Annotated in this window: 38 protein-coding genes and 1 pseudogene; 8 read left to right on the top strand and 31 right to left on the bottom strand. The window is 70.3% G+C overall.

Going from position 1 to position 24,438, the window contains the following annotated elements; translation table 11 throughout:
- The first annotated feature begins 48 nt into the window (after positions 1-48).
- On the top strand, positions 49-390 hold the full coding sequence (locus tag ACIP2X_RS18805; RefSeq protein ID WP_401674081.1) for a helix-turn-helix domain-containing protein: 342 nt from the start codon (positions 49-51) through the stop codon (positions 388-390).
- A 172-nt stretch (positions 391-562) separates the two neighbouring features.
- Positions 563-784 (top strand): hypothetical protein, encoded by a 222-nt coding sequence (locus ACIP2X_RS18800; protein ID WP_401674079.1) that lies wholly within the window; start codon positions 563-565, stop codon positions 782-784.
- 110 nt (positions 785-894) lie between these two features.
- Here ACIP2X_RS18800 and ACIP2X_RS18795 read toward each other — a convergent pair whose 3' ends face one another.
- Entirely contained in the window at positions 895-1,083 is a 189-nt protein-coding gene (locus tag ACIP2X_RS18795) for a hypothetical protein (RefSeq protein WP_401674076.1), read from the bottom strand.
- A 317-nt stretch (positions 1,084-1,400) separates the two neighbouring features.
- Between ACIP2X_RS18795 and ACIP2X_RS18790 the strand changes: the two are divergent.
- The 4 genes and pseudogenes from ACIP2X_RS18790 to ACIP2X_RS18775 all read left to right on the top strand — a co-directional run bounded on the left by ACIP2X_RS18790 (position 1,401) and on the right by ACIP2X_RS18775 (position 3,694).
- A pseudogene (locus tag ACIP2X_RS18790) lies at positions 1,401-1,726 on the top strand (DUF6233 domain-containing protein).
- 60 nt (positions 1,727-1,786) lie between these two features.
- Positions 1,787-2,644: a DNA ligase gene (locus ACIP2X_RS18785; RefSeq protein WP_401674073.1), complete on the top strand. Its 858-nt coding sequence runs from the start codon at positions 1,787-1,789 to the stop codon at positions 2,642-2,644.
- A gap of 48 nt (positions 2,645-2,692) precedes the next feature.
- The gene (locus ACIP2X_RS18780) at positions 2,693-2,905 is read left to right on the top strand and encodes a hypothetical protein (protein WP_401674070.1); all 213 of its coding nucleotides are present in this window, start codon (positions 2,693-2,695) and stop codon (positions 2,903-2,905) included.
- 336 nt (positions 2,906-3,241) lie between these two features.
- Positions 3,242-3,694 carry a hypothetical protein gene (locus ACIP2X_RS18775; protein ID WP_401674067.1) on the top strand — a complete coding sequence of 151 codons (453 nt, stop codon included), beginning with the start codon at positions 3,242-3,244 and terminating at the stop codon, positions 3,692-3,694.
- Positions 3,695-4,587: 893 nt separating this feature from the next.
- Here ACIP2X_RS18775 and ACIP2X_RS18770 read toward each other — a convergent pair.
- From ACIP2X_RS18770 to ACIP2X_RS18630, 29 genes are all read right to left on the bottom strand, one after another.
- Positions 4,588-5,046 carry a lactococcin 972 family bacteriocin gene (locus ACIP2X_RS18770; protein WP_401674064.1) on the bottom strand — a complete coding sequence of 153 codons (459 nt, stop codon included), beginning with the start codon at positions 5,044-5,046 and terminating at the stop codon, positions 4,588-4,590.
- Between the two features lie 792 nt (positions 5,047-5,838).
- On the bottom strand, positions 5,839-6,321 hold the full coding sequence (locus ACIP2X_RS18765) for a hypothetical protein (RefSeq protein WP_401674062.1): 483 nt from the start codon (positions 6,319-6,321) through the stop codon (positions 5,839-5,841).
- Between the two features lie 56 nt (positions 6,322-6,377).
- The gene (locus ACIP2X_RS18760; protein ID WP_401674060.1) at positions 6,378-7,166 is read right to left on the bottom strand and encodes a hypothetical protein; all 789 of its coding nucleotides are present in this window, start codon (positions 7,164-7,166) and stop codon (positions 6,378-6,380) included.
- A gap of 69 nt (positions 7,167-7,235) precedes the next feature.
- The gene (locus ACIP2X_RS18755; RefSeq protein WP_401674057.1) at positions 7,236-8,150 is read right to left on the bottom strand and encodes a hypothetical protein; all 915 of its coding nucleotides are present in this window, start codon (positions 8,148-8,150) and stop codon (positions 7,236-7,238) included.
- Complete coding sequence (locus ACIP2X_RS18750) at positions 8,150-8,404, bottom strand: hypothetical protein (RefSeq protein ID WP_401674055.1); 255 nt, start codon at positions 8,402-8,404, stop codon at positions 8,150-8,152. The genes ACIP2X_RS18755 and ACIP2X_RS18750 overlap by 1 nt, the downstream gene beginning before the upstream one ends.
- Positions 8,405-8,407: 3 nt before the next feature.
- Complete coding sequence (locus ACIP2X_RS18745; RefSeq protein WP_401674052.1) at positions 8,408-9,067, bottom strand: hypothetical protein; 660 nt, start codon at positions 9,065-9,067, stop codon at positions 8,408-8,410.
- Positions 9,067-10,404 (bottom strand): helix-turn-helix domain-containing protein, encoded by a 1,338-nt coding sequence (locus ACIP2X_RS18740; RefSeq protein ID WP_401674049.1) that lies wholly within the window; start codon positions 10,402-10,404, stop codon positions 9,067-9,069. The genes ACIP2X_RS18745 and ACIP2X_RS18740 overlap by 1 nt, the downstream gene beginning before the upstream one ends.
- 178 nt (positions 10,405-10,582) lie before the next feature.
- A complete protein-coding gene (locus ACIP2X_RS18735) occupies positions 10,583-10,810 on the bottom strand; it encodes a hypothetical protein (RefSeq protein WP_401674047.1) in 228 nt (75 codons plus the stop codon).
- Positions 10,807-11,103, bottom strand: coding sequence for a hypothetical protein (locus ACIP2X_RS18730; RefSeq protein ID WP_401674045.1), 297 nt, complete (start codon positions 11,101-11,103; stop codon positions 10,807-10,809). The genes ACIP2X_RS18735 and ACIP2X_RS18730 overlap by 4 nt, the downstream gene beginning before the upstream one ends.
- Positions 11,104-11,192: 89 nt before the next feature.
- The gene (locus ACIP2X_RS18725; RefSeq protein ID WP_401674042.1) at positions 11,193-11,489 is read right to left on the bottom strand and encodes a hypothetical protein; all 297 of its coding nucleotides are present in this window, start codon (positions 11,487-11,489) and stop codon (positions 11,193-11,195) included.
- Positions 11,490-11,521: 32 nt separating this feature from the next.
- Positions 11,522-11,761: a helix-turn-helix domain-containing protein gene (locus ACIP2X_RS18720; RefSeq protein ID WP_401674040.1), complete on the bottom strand. Its 240-nt coding sequence runs from the start codon at positions 11,759-11,761 to the stop codon at positions 11,522-11,524.
- Positions 11,758-12,219: a hypothetical protein gene (locus ACIP2X_RS18715; RefSeq protein WP_401674037.1), complete on the bottom strand. Its 462-nt coding sequence runs from the start codon at positions 12,217-12,219 to the stop codon at positions 11,758-11,760. Before ACIP2X_RS18715 ends, ACIP2X_RS18720 begins: the two co-directional genes overlap by 4 nt.
- Complete coding sequence (locus tag ACIP2X_RS18710; protein ID WP_401674035.1) at positions 12,216-12,416, bottom strand: hypothetical protein; 201 nt, start codon at positions 12,414-12,416, stop codon at positions 12,216-12,218. Before ACIP2X_RS18710 ends, ACIP2X_RS18715 begins: the two co-directional genes overlap by 4 nt.
- Positions 12,416-12,706, bottom strand: a complete 291-nt coding sequence (locus tag ACIP2X_RS18705) for a hypothetical protein (protein WP_401674032.1) — start codon at positions 12,704-12,706, stop codon at positions 12,416-12,418. The genes ACIP2X_RS18710 and ACIP2X_RS18705 overlap by 1 nt, the downstream gene beginning before the upstream one ends.
- A 43-nt stretch (positions 12,707-12,749) precedes the next feature.
- Positions 12,750-13,109, bottom strand: coding sequence for a WhiB family transcriptional regulator (locus ACIP2X_RS18700; RefSeq protein WP_401674029.1), 360 nt, complete (start codon positions 13,107-13,109; stop codon positions 12,750-12,752).
- Positions 13,106-13,393: a hypothetical protein gene (locus ACIP2X_RS18695; RefSeq protein ID WP_401674027.1), complete on the bottom strand. Its 288-nt coding sequence runs from the start codon at positions 13,391-13,393 to the stop codon at positions 13,106-13,108. Before ACIP2X_RS18695 ends, ACIP2X_RS18700 begins: the two co-directional genes overlap by 4 nt.
- Positions 13,386-13,718 carry a hypothetical protein gene (locus ACIP2X_RS18690; RefSeq protein WP_401674025.1) on the bottom strand — a complete coding sequence of 111 codons (333 nt, stop codon included), beginning with the start codon at positions 13,716-13,718 and terminating at the stop codon, positions 13,386-13,388. Before ACIP2X_RS18690 ends, ACIP2X_RS18695 begins: the two co-directional genes overlap by 8 nt.
- A complete protein-coding gene (locus tag ACIP2X_RS18685) occupies positions 13,718-13,978 on the bottom strand; it encodes a hypothetical protein (protein WP_401674022.1) in 261 nt (86 codons plus the stop codon). Before ACIP2X_RS18685 ends, ACIP2X_RS18690 begins: the two co-directional genes overlap by 1 nt.
- A gap of 174 nt (positions 13,979-14,152) precedes the next feature.
- On the bottom strand, positions 14,153-14,758 hold the full coding sequence (locus tag ACIP2X_RS18680) for a hypothetical protein (RefSeq protein WP_401674020.1): 606 nt from the start codon (positions 14,756-14,758) through the stop codon (positions 14,153-14,155).
- Positions 14,759-14,766: 8 nt separating this feature from the next.
- Entirely contained in the window at positions 14,767-15,507 is a 741-nt protein-coding gene (locus tag ACIP2X_RS18675; protein ID WP_401674017.1) for a hypothetical protein, read from the bottom strand.
- A 2-nt stretch (positions 15,508-15,509) separates the two neighbouring features.
- Positions 15,510-16,400, bottom strand: coding sequence for an exonuclease domain-containing protein (locus tag ACIP2X_RS18670; protein ID WP_401674015.1), 891 nt, complete (start codon positions 16,398-16,400; stop codon positions 15,510-15,512).
- Entirely contained in the window at positions 16,397-16,924 is a 528-nt protein-coding gene (locus ACIP2X_RS18665; protein ID WP_401674013.1) for a hypothetical protein, read from the bottom strand. The genes ACIP2X_RS18670 and ACIP2X_RS18665 overlap by 4 nt, the downstream gene beginning before the upstream one ends.
- Positions 16,924-17,895: a recombinase RecT gene (locus ACIP2X_RS18660; RefSeq protein WP_401674010.1), complete on the bottom strand. Its 972-nt coding sequence runs from the start codon at positions 17,893-17,895 to the stop codon at positions 16,924-16,926. Before ACIP2X_RS18660 ends, ACIP2X_RS18665 begins: the two co-directional genes overlap by 1 nt.
- A gap of 2 nt (positions 17,896-17,897) precedes the next feature.
- The gene (locus tag ACIP2X_RS18655) at positions 17,898-18,971 is read right to left on the bottom strand and encodes a YqaJ viral recombinase family protein (RefSeq protein WP_401674008.1); all 1,074 of its coding nucleotides are present in this window, start codon (positions 18,969-18,971) and stop codon (positions 17,898-17,900) included.
- On the bottom strand, positions 18,968-19,453 hold the full coding sequence (locus ACIP2X_RS18650) for a hypothetical protein (protein WP_401674005.1): 486 nt from the start codon (positions 19,451-19,453) through the stop codon (positions 18,968-18,970). Before ACIP2X_RS18650 ends, ACIP2X_RS18655 begins: the two co-directional genes overlap by 4 nt.
- Positions 19,453-20,154 (bottom strand): hypothetical protein, encoded by a 702-nt coding sequence (locus ACIP2X_RS18645; protein WP_401674003.1) that lies wholly within the window; start codon positions 20,152-20,154, stop codon positions 19,453-19,455. Before ACIP2X_RS18645 ends, ACIP2X_RS18650 begins: the two co-directional genes overlap by 1 nt.
- 5 nt (positions 20,155-20,159) lie before the next feature.
- Positions 20,160-20,387, bottom strand: a complete 228-nt coding sequence (locus ACIP2X_RS18640; RefSeq protein WP_401674000.1) for a hypothetical protein — start codon at positions 20,385-20,387, stop codon at positions 20,160-20,162.
- 134 nt (positions 20,388-20,521) lie between these two features.
- A complete protein-coding gene (locus ACIP2X_RS18635) occupies positions 20,522-20,848 on the bottom strand; it encodes a hypothetical protein (protein WP_401673997.1) in 327 nt (108 codons plus the stop codon).
- Positions 20,845-21,108 (bottom strand): helix-turn-helix domain-containing protein, encoded by a 264-nt coding sequence (locus ACIP2X_RS18630; protein ID WP_401673994.1) that lies wholly within the window; start codon positions 21,106-21,108, stop codon positions 20,845-20,847. The genes ACIP2X_RS18635 and ACIP2X_RS18630 overlap by 4 nt, the downstream gene beginning before the upstream one ends.
- Positions 21,109-21,338: 230 nt before the next feature.
- On the opposite strand from ACIP2X_RS18630, the gene ACIP2X_RS18625 reads away from it, so the two are divergent.
- Positions 21,339-21,809: a helix-turn-helix domain-containing protein gene (locus ACIP2X_RS18625; RefSeq protein ID WP_401673992.1), complete on the top strand. Its 471-nt coding sequence runs from the start codon at positions 21,339-21,341 to the stop codon at positions 21,807-21,809.
- A 5-nt stretch (positions 21,810-21,814) separates the two neighbouring features.
- The gene (locus tag ACIP2X_RS18620; protein ID WP_401673990.1) at positions 21,815-22,504 is read left to right on the top strand and encodes a hypothetical protein; all 690 of its coding nucleotides are present in this window, start codon (positions 21,815-21,817) and stop codon (positions 22,502-22,504) included.
- A gap of 31 nt (positions 22,505-22,535) precedes the next feature.
- Here ACIP2X_RS18620 and ACIP2X_RS18615 read toward each other — a convergent pair whose 3' ends face one another.
- Positions 22,536-24,317, bottom strand: coding sequence for a tyrosine-type recombinase/integrase (locus ACIP2X_RS18615; RefSeq protein WP_401673987.1), 1,782 nt, complete (start codon positions 24,315-24,317; stop codon positions 22,536-22,538).
- Positions 24,318-24,438 lie beyond the last annotated feature (121 nt).

The raw sequence follows: 24,438 nt of genomic DNA, 5'->3' as shown, positions 1-24,438 counted from the left end.
CGGGACTCCCGTAATTTGAGCAACCGGCCACGGCAGACAAGGAACCGAATGGCCGAAGATCAGACAGGTGGCAAGGAGGAGGTGCGGCGCGTGTTCGACGCTCTCGACGCCCTGGAGGCCATGGAGGACCCGGCGGCCAGAGCCCGTGCGATCAGCGCATTCCTCAGGGAGCAGCAGCCACGACTGCGCAAGCTGAGCGAGCTCCGTCGGGACTACGTGCTGGAGCAGCGCAGACAAAAGGTGACGCGCAAAAAGATCGCAGCCGATATCGGCGTGTCGCCCTCCACGGTCCAGGACATCGAGCAGGGCTATTCAGGCTCTGGCAGCACCCGCCCCCCCACCGGAAAGGGAAAGCGTGGAGGCGACGGCGGAGAAGGCAGCGACGAGTAGGCCAGCGGCGGTCTACCGACTATGGGCGGCGGACGGAGCGCTGCTCTATGTCGGGTCGGCGTACGACCCGGAGGAGCGCTGCAAGAAGCACCGCTCCGCGCCGTGGTGGACCTTGGTCGCCCGGCGCACTGATGACTGGCGACCGAGTCGCGCTCAGGCGTATCACGCGGAGATGGCAGCGATCGCGGAGGAGCACCCGGTCCACAACATCATGGGCTCGGCGGCCTACCAAGAGGAGTGCCGCCGTCGCGCCCGGGAGAACCCGGCGCACCGTGCCCGGATCATGGCAGGAGTCGCCGCAGCGAATGGCGCCCCGCGCCCGATCGTGGACGCGATCCTGCGGGGCGAGGTGAAGTCGTACGGCAGCCGAACCGGTGTCGTGCACTTCGACTGACCGGACAGCAGGCACGTCCGCGCGACCGGGCGCGCTCCTCGGAGGAATCCCCGAGGACTGGCGGCCCCCGCGCCAGGCAGGAGTGCGGGGGTCGCCACTCAGCTACTGCACTAGCAGCGTTTTCCGGCCGGGTCCCGGCGGAAGCACCGCAGGAGCAGGAGGGGAGCGAGTCCGGCGATCACCTCCGGGACCTGCGGGTCAGTGTGCAGGAGGTACCAGACAATGCCGGCGAGGGCTGCCTCGGAATAGTTGGGCGTGCGCCACTGCGCGCCGAGGCTGTTCCACTTCTGTGCTTCCATGGGCGTGTTCGTACTCCTTGCGGCTATCACCTGTGAGGCGCGGACTCTGGAGACCGCCCCCTCGACCGGGGCGGTCTTCATCCGTCTCTGACGCCGGTGACGTTAAGCGGTCACGCCGTGACCGAGGATTCTCGCCAGCCAAGTTTGTTCGGGGCGGATTTCGCCGCCGGTCAGGCCAGAGGGACATCCGCGGCATAAGCCCAGGTCAGGGATGTATAGCCCAGGTTATAGAAATGGTGCGATCCGCCAAATTGCCTGGTGGGACGGGGTGCCCGGAGGTTGGCGAAAAGCCGTTGATCGACCGTACGATCGAACACATGAGCGATGGCTTGTCGCGGCTTGAAGTGCTGGAATTTGCGCGCCGCCTGGTGGAGCAGCAGGCGCGGGCGAGCCTCGCGCAGCTGGATCGGTGGATCGCGGAGGAGAGGCGCCGGAGATGCGGCCGCCGCCCCCGGACTGGTTGCTTCAGCGCGGACTGGACCGGACGAACATCGACTCGGTGCACGTCGGGGACTGCTGGGCGGCGGCCAAGAGTGGGCGGTGTCGGCCGGCGACACGGGAGCAGGCCATGGAGGCGCTGCGGCATCAGGTGCCGGCGTGTACGCATTGCCGTCCGGATACGGCGCTGGGGGTGCTGGAGTAGGCGCGGCGGGCGAAGTGACGGGGGCCGGAGCAGCCTGGTGGGGTGAGGTTCCCTGTCGACGTGGCGCTCGCGGAGCTGGTGCCGTCGCTGCCGGTCGGGCCGCGGTGGCGGTATGAGCCGAAGCTGGACGGCCATCGCACAGTGCTGTGGCGGCTGGCGGAGACCGTGCGGCTTCAGTCTCGGTCCGGTCGGGATGTCACGCCATGGTGGATGGATGTCGCGCTGGCGGGGATGGCGTTGCCGCCGGGGGTGGTGCTGGACGGCGAGGCGGTTGTGCCCGTCAGTGGCGGACGGGTGTCGTTCGAGGCCGCTCAGTCCCGGGCGGCCTCGAGTCCGGCTCGGGCGCGGGTGCTCGCGGAGCGGTCCCCGGCGCTGCTGGTCGTGTGGGATGTGCTGGCGTTTCCTTTTGGGGACGTGCGTGCTCGGCCGTACGAGGAGCGGCGGGCGCTGATGCTGGACGTGCTTGCGGGCCTGCTGTTGCCGTCGCCGATTCAGGCCGTGTCGGCGACGGATGACGTGTCGGTGGCGCGGGTCTGGTACGACACGCTGGCCGATGCCGGTGTGGAGGGCGTGGTGGCGAAGTTCGGTTCGGCGCCGTATCGGGCGGGCCGGTCGTCATCGTGGAAGAAGGTCCGGCACGCGGAGACCGTGGATGTCCAGGTGGTCGGGTTCACCGGCCCGGCGGCCAGGCCCAGGGCGCTGGTGGTGCGGCTGCCGGATGGCCGTACGGCGCTGTCCCAGCGGCTCGGGGCGCGGCTGTCGGCGGAGGTGGCCGAGCACCTGACGGGTGTGGACCTGCCCGGACGAGGGCGGACCAGCAAGGGCGAGGCGTACCTCAGGGCGGACACCGGGGTCGTGGCCGAAGTGCTGGCGGGCACGACCAGGCATGCCGTGGTGACGGTGACCCGGCTGCGGTGAGGGTGCGCCCAGGATGCGTGTCCGGGTGTCCGGGCGGACGCTGGGGCCATGTCCGGACAGCGTCCCGTGGTGGTGTCCGCTCCGTCGCCGAGCGGTGGTCGGCGGGTGCGCGCGGACGGGGAGATCTTGGGTTTGGCGTACGGGCCGGGCGACGTTGTGGAGTTCCTGCGCCGGGCCGGCCTGGACGACGTGGACGTCGAGACGTCGGAGTTGATCGAGTGGCGGGACGGCGGCCCGGAAGTGTGGGAACTGCCCGGGTGAACACTTCGGCCCCCCACCGTGCTTGGGAGTGGTGGGAGGCCGAGGCGCGGGCTGTCGCACGGAGCAATGCGCGTCAGCAGTTGGGCAGTTCCGAGATTAGCAGCCTGTGACGGCGTACATGCAGGGAGCGAGGGGCGGCCGGGAGCGCGCGGGGCGGTCCGCTCGCCGCGAGTGCTCCCGTTGTGACGACCGCCACGGGGTGGCGGGGAACCCGGGGGCGTGGATCCGGTCTGGTGGTCGAGCGCCGTCCTCGCGGGTGACAGCGCGTGGCGGCGGCCCCCGGCCGCTCGCTACGGTCTGCCCGCTTAGACCGGAAAGAGGAGGAGCGGGGAGTAAATGCGCAGGTTGGGACTGGGGGCGGCGGCCGTGCTCATGGCGGCGTCGCTGGCGGCGTGCGGCGACACGACGGACACGGCCGGCGGGGACGCCAAGGGCAACACCTCGGCGAGCGTGCCGGCGGCGCCGGAGCAGGCGTCGGCGTCGTCCAAGGACGTCACGATCACCAAGGCCGGGGTGGAGAACCACCAGGTGTGGGGGGACGGGGCGTACGTCGTTCACTACACGATCAAGAACAACGGTACGGACGAGGCGAACTACTTCGCTGAGGTCCGGCTGGTGGACAAGGACGGCGACCACCTGGGGCAGACCGGGGTGACGGCGGACCGTCTGGGGCCGGGCAAGTCCAAGAGCGGCGATATCGGCGTCCTGGACGTGGAGATCGAGAACGGGAAGCTGAGCGACATCGCGGGCGCGGAGATCGGGACGGTGGACCGTACGAAGCCTGAGTGACCTCGCGGCGAGGACAGGGAGGGCCGGGCGCCTGGTGGCGGCCGGCCCTGCCGCGTCCCCAGGCAGTGCGTGGGGCAGCGAGGCTCTAGGCGGGCCTCGATTGGGGCGCTCGCCGAGGCAGTGGAGCGGCTTGCGAGCCCGGCGACTCACCGGAGCAAATGCGCGGGGCTCGCTCATGACGCATCAGAAGCGCTTTGCCGGGGCAGGCTGCCGCGCAGGCCGGCCGTGCCACCACCTCCACGCTGTGTGGCCTACGAGAAATACGACGGCCACCGCCGAGAGCGCGCGAACCGAAGCCCAGACCATTTCCACGACCCGGTCCTGCGAGTTGTCCACCTCCGCTGCTAGCCGCATGGAAGCCTCGGTGAAGGCGATCAACGGGACAAGAAGGCGGCACCCGAGACCGCCGATGCCGGGCGTTCTCGCCATGCTTCCCAGGAGCCCAAGGGGCGCACCAAAGACGACAGCCGCCACCCCCCAGAACAGTGCCCTGGAGAAGAGGCCATCGCCTGCACCAGAGATGACGTGTCCCCCGGGCGGAACGTTAGGGCTCAGAAACTTGAAAAGGTAATATACGGCTACACCCACTGCCAGCGCCGAAGACGCCAGCAGCGATGCCTCAATTCTTGACCGCCGCGAGTAGCCGACCAGGAAGGCGAAGCAGGCCCACGACCATCCCACGGAAAATATGACGCCTATGGCCTGGCAGACCAGGTTGTCGAATTTGCCTGCCAATGGGCCTACCGCACCAAGCAGTGCACCTGCCCCGTGAACTGCCACAATAGGAGCGATACGAGAACACGTAAAGTGTGGGATTTTCATGACCCTACTCTTTGGACAATCCCTCGCGAGAAAATCCGCCCCCGGCAGTGGCTGCCGAGGGCGGAGGAAAACTAGTACTTAGAGTAGTAGGTCTTACACGTGTACGCCGCACCAATAGTGATGTTGGCGTAGGACCACAGGCCCTTTTCCACCACCGACTTGTCCTCGTAGCTGCTCACCTGCACGGTCGACCCATGCTTCACCGTGGGATGGTAGTAGTTCGAGTAGCAGTACTGGCCATCGGTGGTGAGATTCTTTCCGTAGCTCCACGTTCCGCCACCAATGTCGAGGACGGTCATCGGCGTGACGCCTCCCTCGGAGCCAGCCGTGAACTCCACGACGCCCCATTCCTTGGGGTCTCCCAGCGCCGCAGGCGGCTGGGTGCCATCACCCCTGGTGTGAGTCGTGACGGTGACCGAACTAGCAGCCGAAACATTGGCACTGCCTGCAGTGGCCGGGGCGGCAAGGATGCCTGCAGCCAGGAATCCACCCGCAACAGCGAAAGCTATGGACCTGCCGGAAACCTTCATGTAATTCCCCTCCCATGATGCCCCCGTCGCGGGGGTTCGGATGGATCTTCCCCCAACCCGCACCTTCCGGCAAAGAGATATCTAAGCACTTGGCTAAAAAGTGCCGCCGATCGGCGTGTGAAGTTTGCGCGCTCATTCGGTATTAGTGCCGCTTCCTCGTAACGAACGTTTAAATATGTGATGTCCGGCATAGTGGACTTTCCTCGATCTTGCGTGAGGGTCCGTCGACGAAGTTGGCGGGCCTTTCCGCCTTCCGGGGCGGGTGGTACTCCGGTTTAACTCGCGGAGTCCGTGGGTCGTGACGGTTCTTGATCGTTGCGGTACGACGTCCTCATGCGGTACTTGGCGAGGGTGAGCGCCAGGGCGTAGAGCGCGGTGGCTGGCGACCAGGGCGGCGGCGCCGTACCAGCCCAGGGCGGTGAACGCCGTGGTGTACAGGACGATGCCTGCCCGTCTCGACCACGTCATGGCGTGCCTCGTCTGGCTTCGGTCACCGGGCCGTGGTCGGCGACCAGGTTGCGCCAGCGGAGCCACCGGGAACCGTTGTTGGTCCAGCGGGTGGTGCGCTTGGGCTACAGCCGGTTATGGCGGTCAGTGACGGCGGGGACGCCGTCCGGGGCCGGGCCTGGAAGCTGCCCAGGCCGTCCGGTCACCAGGTACGCGGGCCGTCGGCCGCGCGTTCGGCGGGTGTTTCATGCGGGGTGGGTTGCTCGGCCACGGGGTGCCTCCGTACGGTGGGTGCCGGCGCCGATGGCCCCCATATCGGGTGGGGACGATCGGCGCCGTCTTGCGTCAGTGGCGGCGGTTGAGCAGGGCAGGCCCCATGCCCAGCCAGCGGGGGCAGCCGGGGCGGGGAGTTTGGCCGGTCGCTGCCGCAGCGCTGTCGATGACGCGTCGCAGGCCTGCTCGGCGGTCCTCCGGGGATCGCTCGCCGTTCTCGACGTCGGCGAGGACCGGGCGCAGCGCGTACGCCTCAATCGCGATACGGCCCCGGGTGGACCTCGTGCAGTGGCAGTGTCCGATGTGGAGCCAGTCGGCGGCGTCTAGGCCGCCGGCGAGGGCGAGGCGGTCGACGTGGTCGCCGAGGGCCTGGCCGCCGGTGGTCCAGGCATAGCGGATGGTTGCGCCTCCGTCCGGGCGGTGGAGGACGATCCACAGGAACGTCTCAGGCTCGTGCTGGGCGGTGATGCCGTCGAGGACGGCCCGGACGACGGGGGCAGGGTCGTCGGTGGGCGTGAGGCATGGGCGGTCGCTGGCGGTCAGGGTGCTGGGCATCAGTGCCTCCAGGTGGGGGCCACCCCGTTCGGGCGGGGCGGCCGTCGCGGGGTCGGTCAGTCGGTCGTTTCGGCGTGCTGGCCGGGCGCGGTGTTGTGGGCGTGCTGGGTCTGGGCGATCAAGCGCCAGGTGCCGCAGGTCTGCTCCAGGCCGGCGAGGATGCGGCGGGCGTGGACGTGGCCCGCCTCGGTGGCCATGTGGATGGCGCTCTGCATGACGCCGGCGACTTCGTTGAGGAACCCGATCAGGTCGTCGTCATCCATGAGCAGCGCCCAGGGCAGGGCGAGCGGGTACGCGGCGGTGTCGGCGGCCAGGCGCTCCAGCAGCTCCCGGGCGTCGCCGCGGCCGGGGTCCAGTTCGTCGTCCTGGGGCAGGTCCCAGATGCGGGCGGCGGCCTCCGCGAACGCCTGGGTGCGTACCGCGGTGTTGGCCGGGGCCGCGGCTACGTCCTGCCACACCGGCTGGAGGTCCGCGCCGTACATGCGGCGCAGGTCGCGGGACGCGAACCGGTGGGGCACCAGCGGGACCTCCCAGAGCACGCCCGTGACGCGGGCAGCCTGGGTCCAGGTGCGGCCGTCCGGGGTCCGGTACCCGGTGAAACGGCGCTCGGTGGCGGGGTGGATGAGGAACAGGCGGCGGGTGCTGACGCGCACGTCGTCGCCGTTGCCGGGCCGGTCGTCCCCGAAGAGGGGGCGGTTCGCGACGAGGACCGTGGCCCACATGCCGGTGATGCCGATGACAGGGCCGGTGATGGTGGTCTGGTGGCGGCCGTAGGTGCCTCCGACGTGGTCCCCCTGGTGGAGGGGGCGACCAGCGGCGTCGGTGGCGGTGGTGTTGGTGGTCATGGCTGTTGCCCTTTCTCGGTGGCCCGGGCCGTCCGCGTATCGGGCGGGGCGACCCGGGCTGCTGGTGGGTCAGGTGGAGTTGGTGGCCTGCTTCTTGGCGGGGCGGGTGTCGCGTTTGCAGCCCTCGCAGTACGGGTGCAGGGCTGCGTCCAGGCGGCCATCCACGGTGAGGTCGTGGCCGTTGGGGCAGTTGCCGGTGGGCGGGTCGGGCAGACCTTGGATGCGGCGGAGGGTCAGGCGCAGGCCTTGGCGGCCGGGCTCGTCCTCGACGCAGGCAGGGGCCACACAGTGCTTGACGTCGCACTCGGCGCGGACCTGGCCCTGGGGGTCCCGGCCGGTGCGGATACGGAACGCGATGCCGGCGGCGCTGTACCAGGAGCCGAACAACCGAAGGATCGGGGTGCCGCTGGTGTTGGTGGCGCGTGGGCCGGTCCACTCCAGGTGGTCGCCGTCCACCTCGCGGACGTGCTCGCGCCACACGTCTTCGACGGGAGGCCGCTCGGCGCGGTGGCGCTCGTAGGTGTTGGGCATGCCGTGGGTCCGGCGGATGCGGCTCACCGCCTGCTTGTCCACGCCCAGCTCCCGCGCGATGGCGCTGTTGCTGCCGGTGGGGCCGCCAGCCTTGAGCGCGGCCAGGATCTCCGCCTCGCGCGGGTGCGGGCGGGACTTGGCCTTGGGCACCGGGGCCGGGCCCAGGCCCATCAGGCGGCGCCGCTCGGCCACCGTCTCCGGGGTGGCTCCGGTGCGTCGGCTGATCTCGGCGTCCGTGAGGTCATCGGCCAGGAGCTGGCGGATCTCCCGCTCCTTGGGGTGCGCGTGCCGCCAGGAGTCGCGCGGCGCCAACGGCCGGTCGTTGTCCAGGCGGACCCGACGCACGGCGCGGGGACCGCAGAACAACAGCTCGCCGATGGCGGCGTTGTTCAGGCCCTTGTCGATCAGGGCCAGGATCTGGGCCTCCTGCGGGTGGCGGCGGCGCTGGTTCATCACAGGGCCCCCGTCCAGCAGGCCAGTTCCTCGGCGGCCTGGGCGTTGGCCTTGACCAGGGCGTCGCGTTCGTTGAGCAGGTCGGTGAGTGCGTCGCGGCAGCGGGTGAGCTGGGCGCGGTGCTCGGCGTCGGCGGCGGTCGCCTTGCGGAGCGGCGGGGCGACGATCTCGGCGAGCAGGTCGCGGATCTCGGCCACCCGCTCCGGGGCGAGTTGGAACACGGGGGCGTTGTCGGTCTCGGTCGCGTTGTTCATCGGTCAGTCCTCCCGCTCCCAGGTGGTGCCGTCGCCGGCGTCGTGGTCCCCGTCGTGGTCGGGGTCCTCGATCTCGCAGAACACCTCTGTGCCAACCGGGTTGTGGTTCATCTCGCCGCAGGCCCTCCGGAAGTGGCCGGGCGCGGGCTCGGCGGGGCGCTGGTCGACGGCCGGGCTGGCGGCCTCCCAGCGGGTGCAGCCAACGACGGGCAGGACGGTCCCGGCCGGGACGGCGCGGACGTCGCAGGCGGCCGGGTAGCCGGTGCAGCCGCAGCCGTCGGGGTTGCACGGCTCCTCGGGCGCGGTGGCGGGCAGGAAGTGCTCACAGGTGAGGCAGCCCGAGCGGGCGGCGCGCTCCCGGCGGCGGCGCTCGGCCGGGCCGACCAGGCCGGCGGCCCGGCTGAACGCGGTGTCGACGGCGGCCAAGCGGCGGGACTCGGCGCGGGCGGCGCGGCGGGCGTGCATGCGGGCCAGGACCTGGGCGGGGGTGGGTGCCTGCCAGGTGTGCAGGCCAGCCGCTGCGGTGCGGCGGTTGCGGTGCTCGGCGCGGTCGATTCCGCACCAGCGGCAGCCGTTCGGGGGCGGCGGGGTGCCGTCCGGGTGGCGGACGTGGCCGTGGTGCAGGCCGCAGGTCCGGCAGCGGGTGGACGGGTGCTTGGACATCAGTGGTTGGCTTTCTCTGCGATGGCGGCCAGGCCGGGGTTGGCTGCGGCGATCTCGGCGCGCAGCCGGTCCAGTTCCTCGCGGTCGGCGCGCTGGTCGTCGGTCTCGGCCGTGGCGGTCTCGGCGGTATCGGGCCGTCGAGGGGCCTCGGCGGGCTCCTGCGGGGGTTCGGGGGTCTGGGCGGGGTCGTTGCCCAACTGGGCCTCCCAGCGGGCGGCAGCAGCGCGGCAGGCCGCTTCCGCTTCTTGCTTGCAGCGGCGACACTCCAGGTCAGCGGGTGCCTCGCCCTTTCCGGGGCGGCCACAGTTGGCGCACTCCCAGGACGGGGTGGCCTCTCGCTGGCCGGGCACTGGGGCCTTGCCGCCACGGGCGCGGCGGTCCGCCTTGCGCTCCGGGCAGGCTGGGCAGTCGGCGCCTGTGTCGATCATGCGGCCGTCCTCGCAGGACGGGTCCGGGCACTCGCTGGGGCCGACCAGGCGGTTGGCCATGCCCACCGCCCGCCTGACGCTGGGGCCCTCGGCGGACAGCACCTGCTGGGCGTAGCCGTGGGCCTCCCAACGCCTGGCCACCCGGGCCGTGAGCTGGTCCACGGTGCGGTTGCCCAGCTCGTGGGCCACCAGGTGCCGGACGCTGGTGGGCAGTTGCCGGTAGGGCAGCAGCTCCACCAGGGGCAGGGGCAGGGTGGCCTCCACCGCAGCGATGGCGGTGACCTGCTCGCGGGTCAGCTTGGGCTGCTTCTTCGGCCGGGGGGTCTTGCTGGTCGCGGCGGAGCCGCTTGCAGCCTCGCGCGCGCCACTACCCGCAGTAGCCCTCCGGGCGTCACCGGCGCTGCGCGCCGTAGGCGCTTGTCCCTCCTGATCTTCTTCAACCCTGGTGTTCTTGTGGTTGTTGTTCTTCTTAGGTGTCGGGTTTTCCGGTGCCGGGTTATCCGTTGCCGGAAAACCCGACATCGGTGGAGAGCTGGACTTACGGGCCTTGGTGGGGAGCTGGGGGGCGTTCTCCCCGAACAGCTCGTACAGGTGGGCAGGCATGTCCGTGATGCGGTAGACGACGCCAGCGAACTTCCCGCCGTCGTCGTGCTGCTGCTCGCGCTCGAGGTAGCCGTGCGACTCCAATTCCTCCAGGGCGGCGCGGATTGCGTCCTTGCCTTCCTTGCACCACTTCTTGATGCGGCCGACGGTCAGGCCGTAGCCGTCGCTGTGGGTTGAGATCAGGCCGAACAGGCCCTTGGCCTTGAGGCTGATCCGGGCGTCCCGGAACAGGGCGTTCGAGATCTGCGTGAAGTGGTCCCCCGCCATGGGGCCCCGCTCGATGCGGCTCCGGTACGTGATCGCCATTGCTCACCTCCTCTCGTGTCGCTCTGGGTGGGTGCGGGGGCGCCGTATCGGGCGGCGCCTCGCTCGCTGGCTGGATCTTGAAAGTACACAGACGGTGTTGGCCAACACAAGTTGTCCATGTCGTGTTGGGTCCATTAATTGGCAGGTGGGAGGCAGGTTCACCCGCAGGGGTGAGGTGCTACGGCTTCCCCTCCGGCCACCGCGCTAGCTCCTCGTCGCTGCTGGTCGCCACGGCCTGCTGCCAGTCCACGGGGTGGCCGGCCTCCTCCCGGAGCGAGGCGCCCGAGTAGCACGGCGTGCACAGGGACCGGACGAGGCCGTCCCGCACCGACCGGTGTGGGCTGAGGTGCCGCTGGTGGCCGCACAGGGCGCAGCGGCCCAGCGGCGGCAGCGAGGAGGCGTTCACCGCTCGTCCCGGCCGCGGCGGTCGCCCAGGCGGATCACGCCCAGGCACCGTGTCAGCGGCTCCTCCTCGCGGCCCCTGCAGGTGGCCACGTGCGGCTTGTGCAACTTCTCGTAGGGCGCCAGCGGCAGCTCCTCGGTCGGCCGGCGCGACAGGTAGGTGCCGCGCCCGTCCCGGGACACCGCCGTGTTCCCGGCCGGGTCCGGCGCGACGTCGACGGCCAGGCGATTGCGGGCCTCGGTGACGGTCCACCGGATCGCCGCACCGCAGGCCGGGCAGTGCGAGGGGCGAGGCATGGCGAGGCTCCTTCCTTGACGGAGAGGGGGCGCGCGGGCCCGGGCCGAGGGAGGGGGGAGGCGGCCCGGGCCCGCGCTGGGAAGGTGGTTCAGGGGCACACGGTCAGGTCGACGTCCAGGCCGCCGTGGCCGTGCGGGCGGGCGGAAGCGGTGCGGGCCGGGGTGCTCGACGGTCGGGCCGTACGGGCCGGGGCCTTGCTCAGCCTGGGCGCCGGCGGGGCAGCCGGCCGTGCGGTGCGGGTGGCCTGGACGGCGACCAGGCCGAGGCTGCGGCAGTCGCCGTCCTCGCCGTTGCCGCGGTTGGCTGCGGCGCACGAGAACAGCAGCACGAGGAGCGCACACAGGCCTGCGGCCACGATCACCTGGCGGGGAAGGGGGTTGGACACTGCGGTGCCTTCCGGGAGCGGGACGAGGACGGTCAGGGGCGCGGCCGACGTCGGGTGCTAGACTTGGAGCGCATGGGTACGTCGGCCTCCAGCAGCAGGTCCCGGGCCAGGCCGAAGGAGACGGGCCCCCAGTGCTCGGACAGGTGGGCGGCCACGGCGCGGATGCTGGACCCGGTCGCGTAGTCCGTGGCCGCCTGGGCACGCATCCGGGCGCGGGCGTCGCCCCTGACGGGCTGCCACTTCGCGCGCGTGGGCTGGACGTCGGTGCTCATGCGGTAACTCCTCCGGGGTCGGGGGTGGCGGGTCCCTGCTCGGCCCGCAGGGTGAGGCAGCGGACGTGTGCGAGCAGGGAGCAGATGGACTCCGTGCGGTCCTGGCAGCCGGCCGCCTCGGCGGCCCGGAACAGCGCCAGGGCCATGGCGTGGTCGCCGTTGAGGTAGGCGGTCATGAACCGCACGGCGAACAGCCGGTGCGGGTCGTCGGCCAACTGGTCCGACATGGCGGGCGGAAGCGTCCACTCCTCGCCGGGGCCGAACCCGGCGTTCGGGAACAGCGCTTGCAGCGCCACCATGCCGGTGTCCGCGGCGGCGCAGCACACGCCGAACAGGTCCGCGCTGTCGCCGTGTTCGGTGATGACGTCCAGCACCGATGCGGCCACAGCGGGCCGACTGTCCAGGGTGTGCCGCAGGATCTCCCGCACCAGCGCTTCCAGGGACTCCGGTCCGATCACTGGCCGTTCACCGCCTGCCTGGCTTCCAGCGCCTCGCGCGTCGGCGGCAGCGTCTCCAGGGCCGCACCGATCCGGTCGGCGATCTCCCGGCGGCGCGCGGCGACCTCGGGCCCGGCGGCATGATCGGCGGCGACCAGCAGGGCCTCCACGATCTCCTGGTAGTCGTCCACGCCCAGGCCGGTGACTTGTGCTGCCATCACTTCTCTCCGTTCCTGGCGGGGGTCGGCGTGGGCTCGTCCTGCGCCGGGTGGGCGGCGCGCTCGCCGCGCAGCACCAGGCGCCGGTCCACGGCGTCGTGCGCCCACTGGACGGCGATCTCAATGCCCTTGATGGCCTGGGACTCCTCCCGGCAGCCGGGCACCAGGTCGTGGATGAGCACGGCCAGTTCCTCGGCCTTGGCGGAGATGCGGGCCTTTATGTCGTTGCGGGCCTCGTCCGTCTTGGGTGGGGCGAACCGGATGCCGAGCTCTTTCCTGGTGATGGCCACAGGGGGCTCCCCTCGTTGGTGGGCGGGTCAGGTGGTGTGGGGGTCAGCCGGTCTTGGCGAGTTCGCTGGCGTCCTTCTGCTCCTGGGCGGCCTGCTTCTCTTGGGCGGCCTCCTTGTCGGCGGCGGCCCGGCGCACGGCGCGCACGGCGCGTAGCTCGTTCTCGTCCAGGCCGCCCCAGACGCCGTGCTCCTCGCCCCGGTTGAGGGCGTCCGTACGGCACCGCATCTGCACCGGGCAGCTCCGGCACAGAGCCTTGGCGTACTCGACGCCGAGCGGATCGGTGGGGACCGGGAACCACGTCTCCGGGTGTACGTCGGGGTTTTTGCACACGGCGGCGGTCGCCCAGTGGACGGGCCGCGGCAGGTTCTGCGGCGCCTTACGGGCGGGAAAGATCGACGTCATTGTTCGCCCCTTGCCTCGTGTCCGGACGCGTCCGCCCTGGTGTCCACGGACACGTCCGGACCCGTGTCCGTGCAGGTCACAGCGCTGGGGGTGGGGTTGTCCGGGCTGGCGTCCGCGCCCGTCCGGACCGTGGCCCGGACGTGTCCGGGCACCGCCCGGCGGGCAGGCCGCCGCTGCCACGCCAGGACGGCGACCGTCCCGGCGAGCAGCAGCGGCCCCCACACCGGCACGGTCTCCACGACCGGCAGCACGACGTCGAGCACCTGGAGGTAGACGTCAAGCACGGCCCGCCTCCGCCGACTCCCGCCACCGGGACACCTGGCGCGCGTGGGTGCCCAGGCGCGCGGCCGTGGTCTCGATGCTCATGCCGACCTCTCCCATGACCAGGGCGGCCAGCAGCGGCTCCCCGCGCTCCTCGTCCAGCTCGGGCAACGGCGCGGCCAGGTCGGCGGCCCGGGCCACGGCGACCAGGTCCCGGCCGCGCCAGGATGTGGCCATCTCGGGGGCACCGGCCAGCCGCCGTGCGACACCCAGCAGCTCCCCGCGTCCGACCCCCGCCAGCATGGTGCCGACGAGGGTGCGGGTGGTCCGCTCGCGACGGTCGCCCATCACGCCACCTCTGCCAGGGTGGCCCGGGCCGCGTCGCGCATCAGCCGGTCCGCCTGGTGGCTGGGCTCCACGCAGTGCGGGAACGTGCACGACGGGCGTACCTGGCCCTCCGGCTCCCGCCCGTGGGCGATCGTGAAGGCGACCCGTCCGGCAGTGACGTGCTGGCCCCGGTGCGAGATCACCGGGGTGCCGCTGGCGCCGGTCTGGCGCGTCCACTCCCGGTGGCCACCGGCGACCGGCCGGGACCGATCCCGGAACACTTCCTCCAACGACCGCCGCACGGACCGCTTGCCGCGCCGGTAAGCAGGCAGACGCCAGGTCCGCGCGTACCCGGGCAACCATCCTGACGCTGCATCCGTGCTCGGCGGCCAGGGCCAGGTCCGACAACTCCCAGGGGTCCCCGTTCTGCAGGGTCCTCGCCACGGCCTCCCAGCTCACGCCAGCACCCCCGCGCGGGCGGCGGACCAGTCGGCGTTTTCCACGGCCTTGCGGTGCAACTTGGGCACGTCCCCGATCGGGGCGCCAAGCCAGTCACGGCCAGCGGCCATCAGCACCACGCCATCCGCGGAGTTGTCGTTCCCGCCGGTCTGCCACTGAGGCCAGCGCCGCACCACCTGCTCCAGCACCACGCCCTTGGAGCCGGTGCCCTTGCCTGTGGCGTAGTGGATGCGCTGGTTCGTGGACACCACCCCCACCGGGATTCCGGCGTCCAGCAGCCGCTCGTACACCCGCCACCAAAGCCAGCCGCGCTCATGCGCGCCGCCGGCCGCCTTGGACAGCGCTGCGCCCTCGATGACGGCCAGGTCCGGCGTGCCGACGGCGGCCAGGACCGCGTCCAGGAGGACGTTCATGTGGGCCAGCCGCTCGACGCGCGGCAGCTTGGAGATGGGGTTCTTCTTCGTCTTGTCCACGTAGCCGATCACCCGGCACCAACCCTCCGAGGAGGCCAGGCCGGTGGCGGTCAGGCTGGTGTCCACCCCGACCACCCGGGGCCCGTCAAACAGCCGGGCCTGCGGGGTGCTCTCGTGAATGGTCTGCACGCCGTGGTTCACGCGCGCTCACCCCCGGCCGGTGCGAGCTGGAGGGCGCGCAGGGACAGCGTCTGCTCCGGGCCCATGAACCCGCCCAGCAGCGGCTCCGCCACCTGGATATGGGTCAGGACCAGGTCGTCAGGGGTGGTCGCGTGGCAGTTGGCGTCCGCGTCCAGCCACACGCCGGCGAGCTCGTCGGCGGCCAGGCCGGTGGAGTCCACCAGGTGCTCCAGGAGCACCGGCACCGGCAGGACCGGGCTCCAGGCGCCCACGATCACCTGGGCCAGCCGCGCCGCCCTGTCGACGGCCACGACCTCCACGCAGGCCCTGAACCGCGGAGCGCTGCGCGCGTCCAGGTACACCTGGCCCAGCTCGCAGATGCTCCATTCTCCGGCGTCGGTGTCCTGGGCGAACCCGCCCACGCGCAGCAGGCCGAGCGCCTGGCGGTCCTCGACCTTCTCGCCCTGGGCCAGCGCCCGCAGGACGACCTCCACCGAGGCGGGCAGCGGGCACTCCGTGGCGCGCACGGTCGCGCGCAGCCGCTCCGCCCGCCAGGCCGCGGTGCCCCGCTTCAGCGGCGACGAGCACGGGCAGCCGTAGACGTCCGCCCGGTACTGCGGTCGGACACAACTCACGCACTCCCGCACGCGGGCCGCGCCACGCTGGCACAGCTCCGCGAAGCAGCACGGGCAGTTGGGGCACTGCTCACCTTCGGGCCACGCGAACGCGGGCCCCTGCGTGGGGATCTCAACAGTCATGGTCACTGGTTGCCGTCCGTTTCGTTCCCGCAGCCCCAGCACTTGCGCCGACCGTCAGCCGTGACGGCGTGCGCGCGGGTGGAGCGCTCGCGGGTGCAGTAGTGGTACTCGGCGGCGTCGACCTCACCGACCGCGTGCATGGCGGCCAGCGGGTCGGCGCGGTGTTCCTCGAGGGCCGCCGCCGTGGCGGCCGGGACCATCGGCCAGTCCAGGCGCACGTCCAGGGCTTCCAGCTCCCGGCCGGGCGTGCGGGCCAGGTGGTCGCGGAAGGACGCGTTCTGCTGGTTCGCCCACTTCTGCTGGGCGTCGTGCAGCTGCGCCAACGTCTTGCGCTGAAGCCAGGTGTGGCGCCGGGCGATCCGGTACACCAGGTCACAGGCGGCGAGCGCATCCACCTGCGAGTCGTGTGCCGGGCCCTGGAGCGACGCGCACCAGTGAGTGCACAGGTCCTCCAGGCGCCGCCGGCCCTTCCGGTAGCGGTCGACCTGCTTGTCCAGGACACGGGGGTCAAGGACGTACGGGGTGACCCGCTCGGCGAGCGGCCGAACGCCCAGCCGCCGCGCCGCTCGGTCCATGAGAGTCAGGTCGAACGGGGCGTTCATGACGACCAGGGGGTGGCCGCCCTCCACGGCGGCCACCAGGACGTCGATGACCTCGGCGACGACAACCGCAGGGTCCTGCCCCTGGGCGGTCGCCTCCTCCGTGGTCCACCCGTGCACCGCCCTCGCCTCGGCTGGAATCTCCACCTCGGGCACGGCCACCCAGGAGCGGGGCTCGGTCTCCAGGCCCCCGCCCCAACGGACGACTGCGGCCGTGACGATGCAGTCCCGCTCCGGGTCCGTGCCGGACGTCTCCAGGTCAAAGCCGACCAGCGGCTTTCGGTACCAGCTCACGCAGCGCCCCCCGTGGCCTGGTATCGGCCCGTCTCGGGGTCCCGACCGTGTTTGTGGTCGTGAGGGCGCCGGTTCAAGTTCTGTGTCGAGTAATCGGCCCAGCGGCAGTTGCCCGGCTCATAGCCACCGTCGTTGTCAATCCGGTCGAGCGTCAGCCCAGGCGGGCACTCGCCCATATCGGCGAGGAAGTTGGAGAAGTCGCGCCACCTCTCGCACACGGTGATTCCGCGGCCCCCGTAATCCGCCCACCGGGGGTGGTCCGGGTTCGTGCAGCGCTGGATCATGCGCGCCCACGTCGTGTAAAGCGTCGTACCGAATCGACCGTGCGTCCGGCGACGCTCGGCGGACAGCTCTCGCGAAAGGCAGCCGCAGGACTTCGTCACGCCCCACTCGGCGAAGCGCACCGAGCGCTGCGCCCCGCAGTCGCAGACGCACTGCACCCGCTTTTCGCCGGGCTTCCGCTCCTGAGTTGCGACCAGCCGGCCGGAGCGAGCTCCGACCGGGATCGTGCGCGGGCGGCTCATCAGCTCACCCGGCTCTTACGGCCGCCGCGCTGCCTCTTGCCCCGGTAGGTGCGGCCCTGCTTGGACCGCTTCGCCGGCAGGGGCGTGGTCTCCTGGCTGCTCTCTGCCGCGCGGTGGGCCCGCTCGGCCTCGGCGATCAGGGCGACCCGCTCCGGGTTCGGCGCGTGCACGATCTGCACGTCGCCCCGCTCGCCGGCGTCGTCGGCCTGCGCGAGTGCCACCAGCTCCGCCGACGTCGGCACCCATGGGAACAACCGCTTGAGTGCGGTCTTCTGCATGCCGTGGTCGAAGTGCCGGTGCCAGTAGGAGTCTTCGCGGCCCTGCTGCTTGGCGAGCTGGTAGCCGTAGCTCCACTCGTCGCGGACCTCGGCCGCCTTGGCGCGGTTGACGTACACCACCTGCGAGCGCGACCCGTTCTTGAGGACCACGAACGCGTACGCGAACAGCGCCTTGCCGCGCTCCTCCTCGTCCAGCTCCGGCCGGATCGTGAGGGTGAAGTCGTCCGGCGCCGGGGTGCTGGGCCGCACTTCCCACTCGTCCTGTTCGTGGACCAGGCCGCAGTGCACGGAGGCCACCAGGCCGGACCGGTACATCAGCCGGACGTATCCCTTGTACGTGGGCACGAACACGGCCTTGGTGCCCTGCACCTGGATCGTGGCCTCGAAGCCGTCCGGCAGCAGGCCGAACCGGGCGCAGGTCAGCAGGGCCAGGCGCAGGGACGCCGGTGTGCAACCGGCGACCTTGGGCAGCAGACCGGCCACGGCGGCCTGGAACGCCTCATACGGCACGTGGCCGGGCAGGGAGTCGCGGAACTTGGCGCCGTGCTTTTCCAGGTAGGCCTGGACGGCGTCCACCTGGGCCGGGGTGGCCTCCCCGACCGGGGGCTCCACCGCCTGGGTGGTGTTCTCCTCGGGGGCGGGGCGCCCGCCGCCAGTCGCGGCGAGGACCCGGCTCATCAGCGTCTCGGTCAAGGTCAGATCTCCTTGGAGGGCACGCGCAGCACGCGGGCGCGGAACTCGCGGTACAGGTCGGGGTGGTCCTTGGCGAGCGCCTTGGTGTCGATGCCGGTCTTCGTCACGGCGTACTTGGCGGCCAACTCCGGGTGGGTCTTCGCGAACTTGGTGCCGGCGAAGTTGCCGTTCTGCTTCCAGGTCCACGCGACCTTTCCGCCCGGCGTCTTGGCGATCTCGTTCTCACGGCAGACCAGCCGCATGGTGTTCTGCACCGTCTCCAGGCGGCGCTGGGCGCGCTCGATCGCGGCGCCCAGGGCGGCCTCCCGGCGGCGCAGGTTGCGGGCCTGCTCGACGGCCACCTCGGCGACGGCGTCGACCTTGACGTCCCACAGGTGGGCCAGCAGGTCCTTGGTGCCGGGCAGGCCGTCCGCGTCGGGCTCCTCGCCCTCGACGATGTGGCGCTGCCACCAGTCGCCGGTCCACTGGACCAGGTGCCCGATCAGGTCCTCACGGCGCTCCACCCGGTGCCAACGCAGCTTGTTCCCGCCGACGCAGGCCGCGCAGTAGCCGCCGCGCCAGCCGCCCACGGCCTGGTACCAGAGGTTCTGGATCTGCGGGGCGTCGGGCGCCTCGTCCTGCTCCCAGTCCGTCAGCTGCCACTCGGTGCGGTTCTTGCACTCCAGCGGGCCGACGACCTCGCCGGTGTCCGCGTCCAGCGCCAGCCGGTCGACGTTGCCGCGCATCCACGGCCGCTCGACGTTCGCATACATGCCGGGCGGTGTGACGACGGGGATGCCGGTGCGCCGGGAGAACACCCGGGCGATGGGCTCCTCCATCTCCCGGCCGAACTCCATCGCTTCCGTGTCGAAGTCCTTGCCGCGGCCGTGCTTGTCCTCGAAGACGTGCCATGGGCCCTTGCCCTTGATGAACCCGAGCAGCACGGCGACGTCGGAGCCGCCCAGGCCGCTCAGGCGCTCGGCCAGCCAGCGCTTGCGGTACTCCTGGTCCCACATGTCACCGACGGGCAGGACCACGGTGGCCTCCGGGGCCAGGTCCATCCCAGGAATCGTGGGCTCGTAGATGGTGGCGGTCACTGGGCAGAGTCCTTCCGGGCGGCGCTGGTCTGGAGAAGGTGGGCGGCGACCTGCAAGGCGCCGGTCTTGCGGTGGGCGGCGACGAGAGCGCGCACCTGGGCGGCCTCGTCGGTGTAGCCGTGCGCGGCGAGGAGGTCGGCGGCCTGGCCGCCGCTGAGGTACAGCGCAGCGGCGTAGTGGGCCTCGGCCACGAGGCGCACCGGGGCCGGCATTTCCCCCGGGAGGTTGGCGGCCAGGGCCTGGCCGTCCGTGTAGCGCACCCACACGGTGCGCTGGCCGTCGTCGAGGCTCCGCCAGGTCTGGAACGAGCCGCGGGGGGCGTAGCTGGGCAGCTTGCCGTTGCGCACGGAGTAGGCGGTCTGCCGGGCGGTCTCCGCGTTGCGGTAGGTGCCCAGCCGTACCCACGTGCCCGGCTGGCTGCGGGCCTGCTGGGCGACCTGCGGGTGGTCAGCGATCCTGTGGTACTCGCGGTGCAGCCCCATCAGCAGCCACCGCCGAGTTCCTGGAGGAACGCCACCGCCTGGAGGCTGGTGAAGTTGCCCGCGCGGTTCTTGACCTCGCCCCGCACCAGCGCGGCGGCGTCGTCGTACCCGTACCGGTCCAGCAGGTTGGCAACCTGGCTTGCGTGCACGCCGATCTCACGGGCGGCGTAGGCGGCCTGGACCAACTCCACCGGGGTGGCGCGCTGCTCCTGCCGGGACTCCGCCAGGACGGCCGCGTAGAGGTCCTCGTGGCCGCACGGGTTCTTCCAGGCGTCAACCGTGATGTGCTCGCCATCGTGGGCGAACCGGTAGGGCCGCACCTGGTCCCATCCGCGCGGGCCGCCGCAACGGGGACAGCGGGTGGAGATCGTCACGGCGAGGGCGCCCGCGCCCTGGTAGCCGGGCTCCTCGCCGTCGTAGCGGATACGCACGGACATGGTCTCCGGCAGGGGCGGGGGCACGGGGCCATCGCCGATGTACCGGGCCCACACGGCCTGGCCGTGCTCGCATGCCGTGCTGTACGCCTCCCATGACCCTTCCGGGCCGAAGTCGGCGCGACCGTGGTTGATGCGGCCCACGGTGGCGCGAGAGCCCTGCACGGAGGGGTAGACGGCGAGCCGTCGCCAGGTGCCGCGCGCCTCGCGGGTGCCCTGGACAGCAGCGAGGAACGCCGCTCGGTGGCCGGTCGGTTTGTTGGGCATGCCGCTCACCAGCCCTTCCGGGTCTGGGGCTTGATGACCCGGGCGACCTGCTGGCGGGTGGGAGCTTGCGACGGGTGAACCATCCAGATGGCGCACTGTCGGCAGTCCTCGCCCGTGCACTCCCCCTCAAAGGCGGGACGCGGCGGGGTGTGCGCCGCGCGGTACGCGGCGTACGCGGCGGGGACCAGCAGAAGGAGCGCCACCAGGACGGCGAAGATCATTTCCGAAGTCATCGGGCACCCCCCTGCGGGGTGGTGCTGGCGCTAAGGTTGCGCGTCATGGGTTGGACCTCGATTCAAGGGATTGAGGTACGGCCTGGTGAGCGGGGCTGCCTGGACCGGGCCTGGTCCGTGCGGCCCCGCCGCCGTCACACCCCGGCTGTCTGCCGCTTGCGCCCCTTCGAGGGGCGCAGGGCCGCGTAGGCCGGATCGGCGGGCGTGGCGGAGGAGGCCTCTGGGGGGGTCAAGAGCGCTGCGGCGCGGGGCGGCAGCACCGTGTTCATGGCCTGGATCAGCCGCAGGTCGCAGTCGCAGAAGACGGCCGCGTTATGGCCGAACTTCATGTGCGGCAGGCCGCTGATGTGGTCCCGCAGCCAGTCGGCCTTGATCTTGAGCTTTGACGCAGCCTCGTCGTAGTCGTAGTTCCGGACGACGACGCACGTGCAGTGCGACCGGCTGCCGAGAGGGCCGGTCATGCCGGGACCCGGTCGGTCTGGTTGTGAACCGCTGCGGCCTGCTCTGTGTCCGGCCTCTGCAAGAGGTCGTCGACCGGGATGCCATAGGCGTCCGCGAGAGCGACCAGGCTTTCCGCGCTCGGGGTGGTCCGTCCTGATAGAAGCCGGGACACCGTCGACGCCGTCACACCCGTGCGCTGGGCGATGCTGATGTCACTCTCATCGCCGAGGGCCTTGGCCCTTTCGCGGAGACGGTCTGCGTGTAGGCGAATCCGATGCATGCCCACCTCCTTGATCTAGCTTGCGTGCATGCAATCTAGCTTGCATGCAAGACACTAGACACAAGCTTGCACGCATGCAAGCCATATGGAGAAGGTGTGTCTTCTTAAGCGGAGTACACCGGTGCACTTCCGCCGCAACCTGCAATGACTCCGGCGAGTAACCTGACCTGCAAAATTGCACGCATGCAAGCACATCCATGTTGCTTGCGTGCGCGCTAGCCTTCCGTGCCATGCAGAGCAAGGAACCTAACGACATCCCGGAGCACGGCTCACCAGCCGAGCGCTTCGGTGCCTACATGAGGGAGGCGGCAATCGCGGCAGGCTTCGACCTCAGCGACAAGGGCGGCGGACGCACCCGACTCGCTCAGGAAGTCGGCATAAGCCCATCGGCCATCGGTCGGATGCTCAATGGCCGCACCCTGCCGCTACCCCGCCACTTCGCCAGCCTCGCCCGAGCTGTGGCGAGACCAGTACGAGATCTGTACGAACTCGCCGAGATGGAAACTGGCGAAGAGTCAACAGACGACCGGATTAGACCGGTAGGGTCAGTTCCTCCCACCCCCGAAGAGGTAGCCGACGCTTGGGCGATCACTGACCCCGGGCTGCGGCGCCTCTTCATCACCAACTCCGAGCAGGTGCGACGCCTGCAAGAGGAGATGAACCAACGCGAGAGTGGCGGGGGTGCCGTAGCAAGGGGGTAACACCGATGCAGCGTCCCACTCCGCGGCAGACCACTGTGGCAGCCGCAAGCGCCCTGACCGGCGGCGCAGTAGTGACCACCACGGCCTACCGCGACGAACTGGACTCGGCCGTTATCGACGTTACGTGCGGGCTCCTGCCCGTCGCCTGCGCGACGACCGTGGTCCTAACCGTCGTGCGACGCTGGCTCAACCAGCACGAAGCCTCAACCACTAACGCAGTCACCCGGCTCCTCACCCAGCAGGAGACCAAGCAGGACGAGCTGCTGGCACGGGAACGGGCCCTTGCCCACAAGGAACGAATGCAGCGCCGGCTCGTGTACACCACCGACCTACGGGTGCGAAGCGCCTGGCACAGGTCAGACGACCTCATGCGGGAAAACCGGGAACTACGCAGTCGCCTTGGCCAGCTGGAGATCGACCTCCAAGAGGTCAGCAGGGAGCACAACGAGTTGGTGGGCGAGGTGCTGCGGCAGCGGGGCTCCGTCTTCACGCAGCGCACGACCGGCTCGGCGACCATCATCCGTGGCGCCGACGACGAACGCTCCCGACCAACTTCCACGATCCCTAGGGCGACTGCATGTCCGGGCCGGGACGACGAGGAGGTCATCCCGGTCGCCCGTCGACGCGGCAGGCCCGAATCCAGTCTGCCCGTCCAGCACAACGGCCCAGCAGCGCGCGAACACAACGGCAGGTGAGGCGGCCCGACGACGGTCGGGCCCTACTCTCCTACACCCGCCCAGTGCCGGTGCCAGCTCGATCCGGATGCTGCCCACAGATACGCAGCGCGTCAGCACGACTACGCGCGTACGCGGCCAGAACGGCCGCCTTGTCCGTACCCCACGCCCTCGCCTCAGTTTCAATGAGGGGGCCGCGCCGCCACTCCGCGACGCTATGGGCTTCTTCCTGGGTGAACTCTTCTTCCCACTCCCACACCCAAAGACCTCGCGGCTCGTGCGATCCCAGGGCGGACTGCATTTCCTCCCCATCCGCTCCGTATACCGCCGGGCCCAACCTCCAGACATAGGCACGTGACGGCAGTTCATCCCTCACAGCCATCAGCCCTGAGTCGATGCCGCGTTCGGCTGTGAATCTAGTCCACCTCTCGACGGACCACTTCTCCACGCGAACTGACCTTCCGCGATCAAGCGCCCACCGTTCCGCCGTTTCCTCCGCATCCTCGACCCGCCAAAAAGGCAGGGTCGTAGGGCCGACGTGCAGGACGTACACCGCCTTCCTGACCGGGTTTGCGTCAGCCGTCGCGGAAGGCCGCTGAACGCACGGCGAGATGCCCATGACGCGATCAAGCGTCACCAGGGCCGCCTCGTGCGCCGTCTCCAGAAGATGCCCGTACTGGTCGGATGTGGTCTTGATCGACTCATGGCCAAGCCGCCGCTGCACGTACGTCAGGCTGTGGCTGTCCGACAGCAACGCCGCGACATGCGAATGCCTGAGGTCATGAAAGGTCGGGAACTTCCATTCTGGGATCGCCCCGCGCTTCTTTGCCACAGCGACTGCCGCTGTCCACCGGTCATAGAACGTCGAGTAGGGAAGCCTGCGACCGTTCCCGTCATGAAAGATCAGGTCATCCTTTGACAACGCGCCCAGTCCGTAGTCCTGCAGCTCCTGCCACAGCCCTGCGGTGATCTCGACAGTCCGGCGCCCAGCCTTCGTCTTCGGCGGGCCCAGATACCACGGCTGTCCTGGGTTGCGCTTCCAAGCCCGAGCAACTCGCAACTCGTACCGACTCGTGTGCGGGTTGCGGGCGTGGCGGGCAGCGAGCGCGCTGATCTCGCCCCACCGCAAGCCACTTCCATAGGCCGTGCGCACGAGCATCCGGTCCTTGTGTGCCGGAAAGCATTCCACCAAGCCGGCGACCTCCTCGGGAGTCATGAACTCCATTCGGTCATCGCTCGACTCGTCATCGTCGATGCCCCAGTCGTCATTACTCGGAAGCCGGGTCAAATCGCATGGGTTGCGATCTCGCAGCGGCGGCTCGGCAATAACAGCTTCCTTTAGCACCGACGACAGCAGACCATGAATGCCCCTCAGCGTCTCCGGCGACATGTCCTTGGTCTTGGCACCGCGTTTGACCTTCGTCTGAGCCATCTTGTTGACCCAGGCGCCGATGGTGGCCTTGCTGAAGTGTTCGCTGGAACGTACGTCGCAGTTGCCAAACGTGGGAAAAAGGTACATCTCTAGGGCTCTGATGCGCTGCTTTTTGTAGCGCGGGCTTGCGGTCCGATTCTCCACAGACGCTCGCGCGAATCGATCAAAGCGATAGCACAATTCGTCGGCCTGGCCCTCGTCGACGAACCCCTTGCCCTTTACCCAACCAGCAGGCCAGTTTTGACCGGCCTCGTCAACGGCATCCTTAAAGATCCCGGCCGAGCCCACGTCGTCAAAGCGTTCGCTTTCCCAGCCGCCCGTCCTCGTACCGCCGTTGCGCCACTTGACCTGGTAGCTGGTGATGTCACCAGCCCTGTTCTTACGCGGAACGATGCTCGCCATGGCGGCAGACAGTAGCGATGGTGTTCCCACAGTGTTCCCAAGACCGGACCAGATTCAGCCGAATGAGGGCCATCGCCACAGGTGAGGGCCATGACACACGACGACGGCCGGAGCCCCCGCA

Source organism: Streptomyces sp. NPDC089424 (genome assembly GCF_044749345.1).
GTDB lineage: Bacteria > Actinomycetota > Actinomycetes > Streptomycetales > Streptomycetaceae > Streptomyces.
This window is presented reverse-complemented; position numbering and strand designations above follow the sequence as displayed.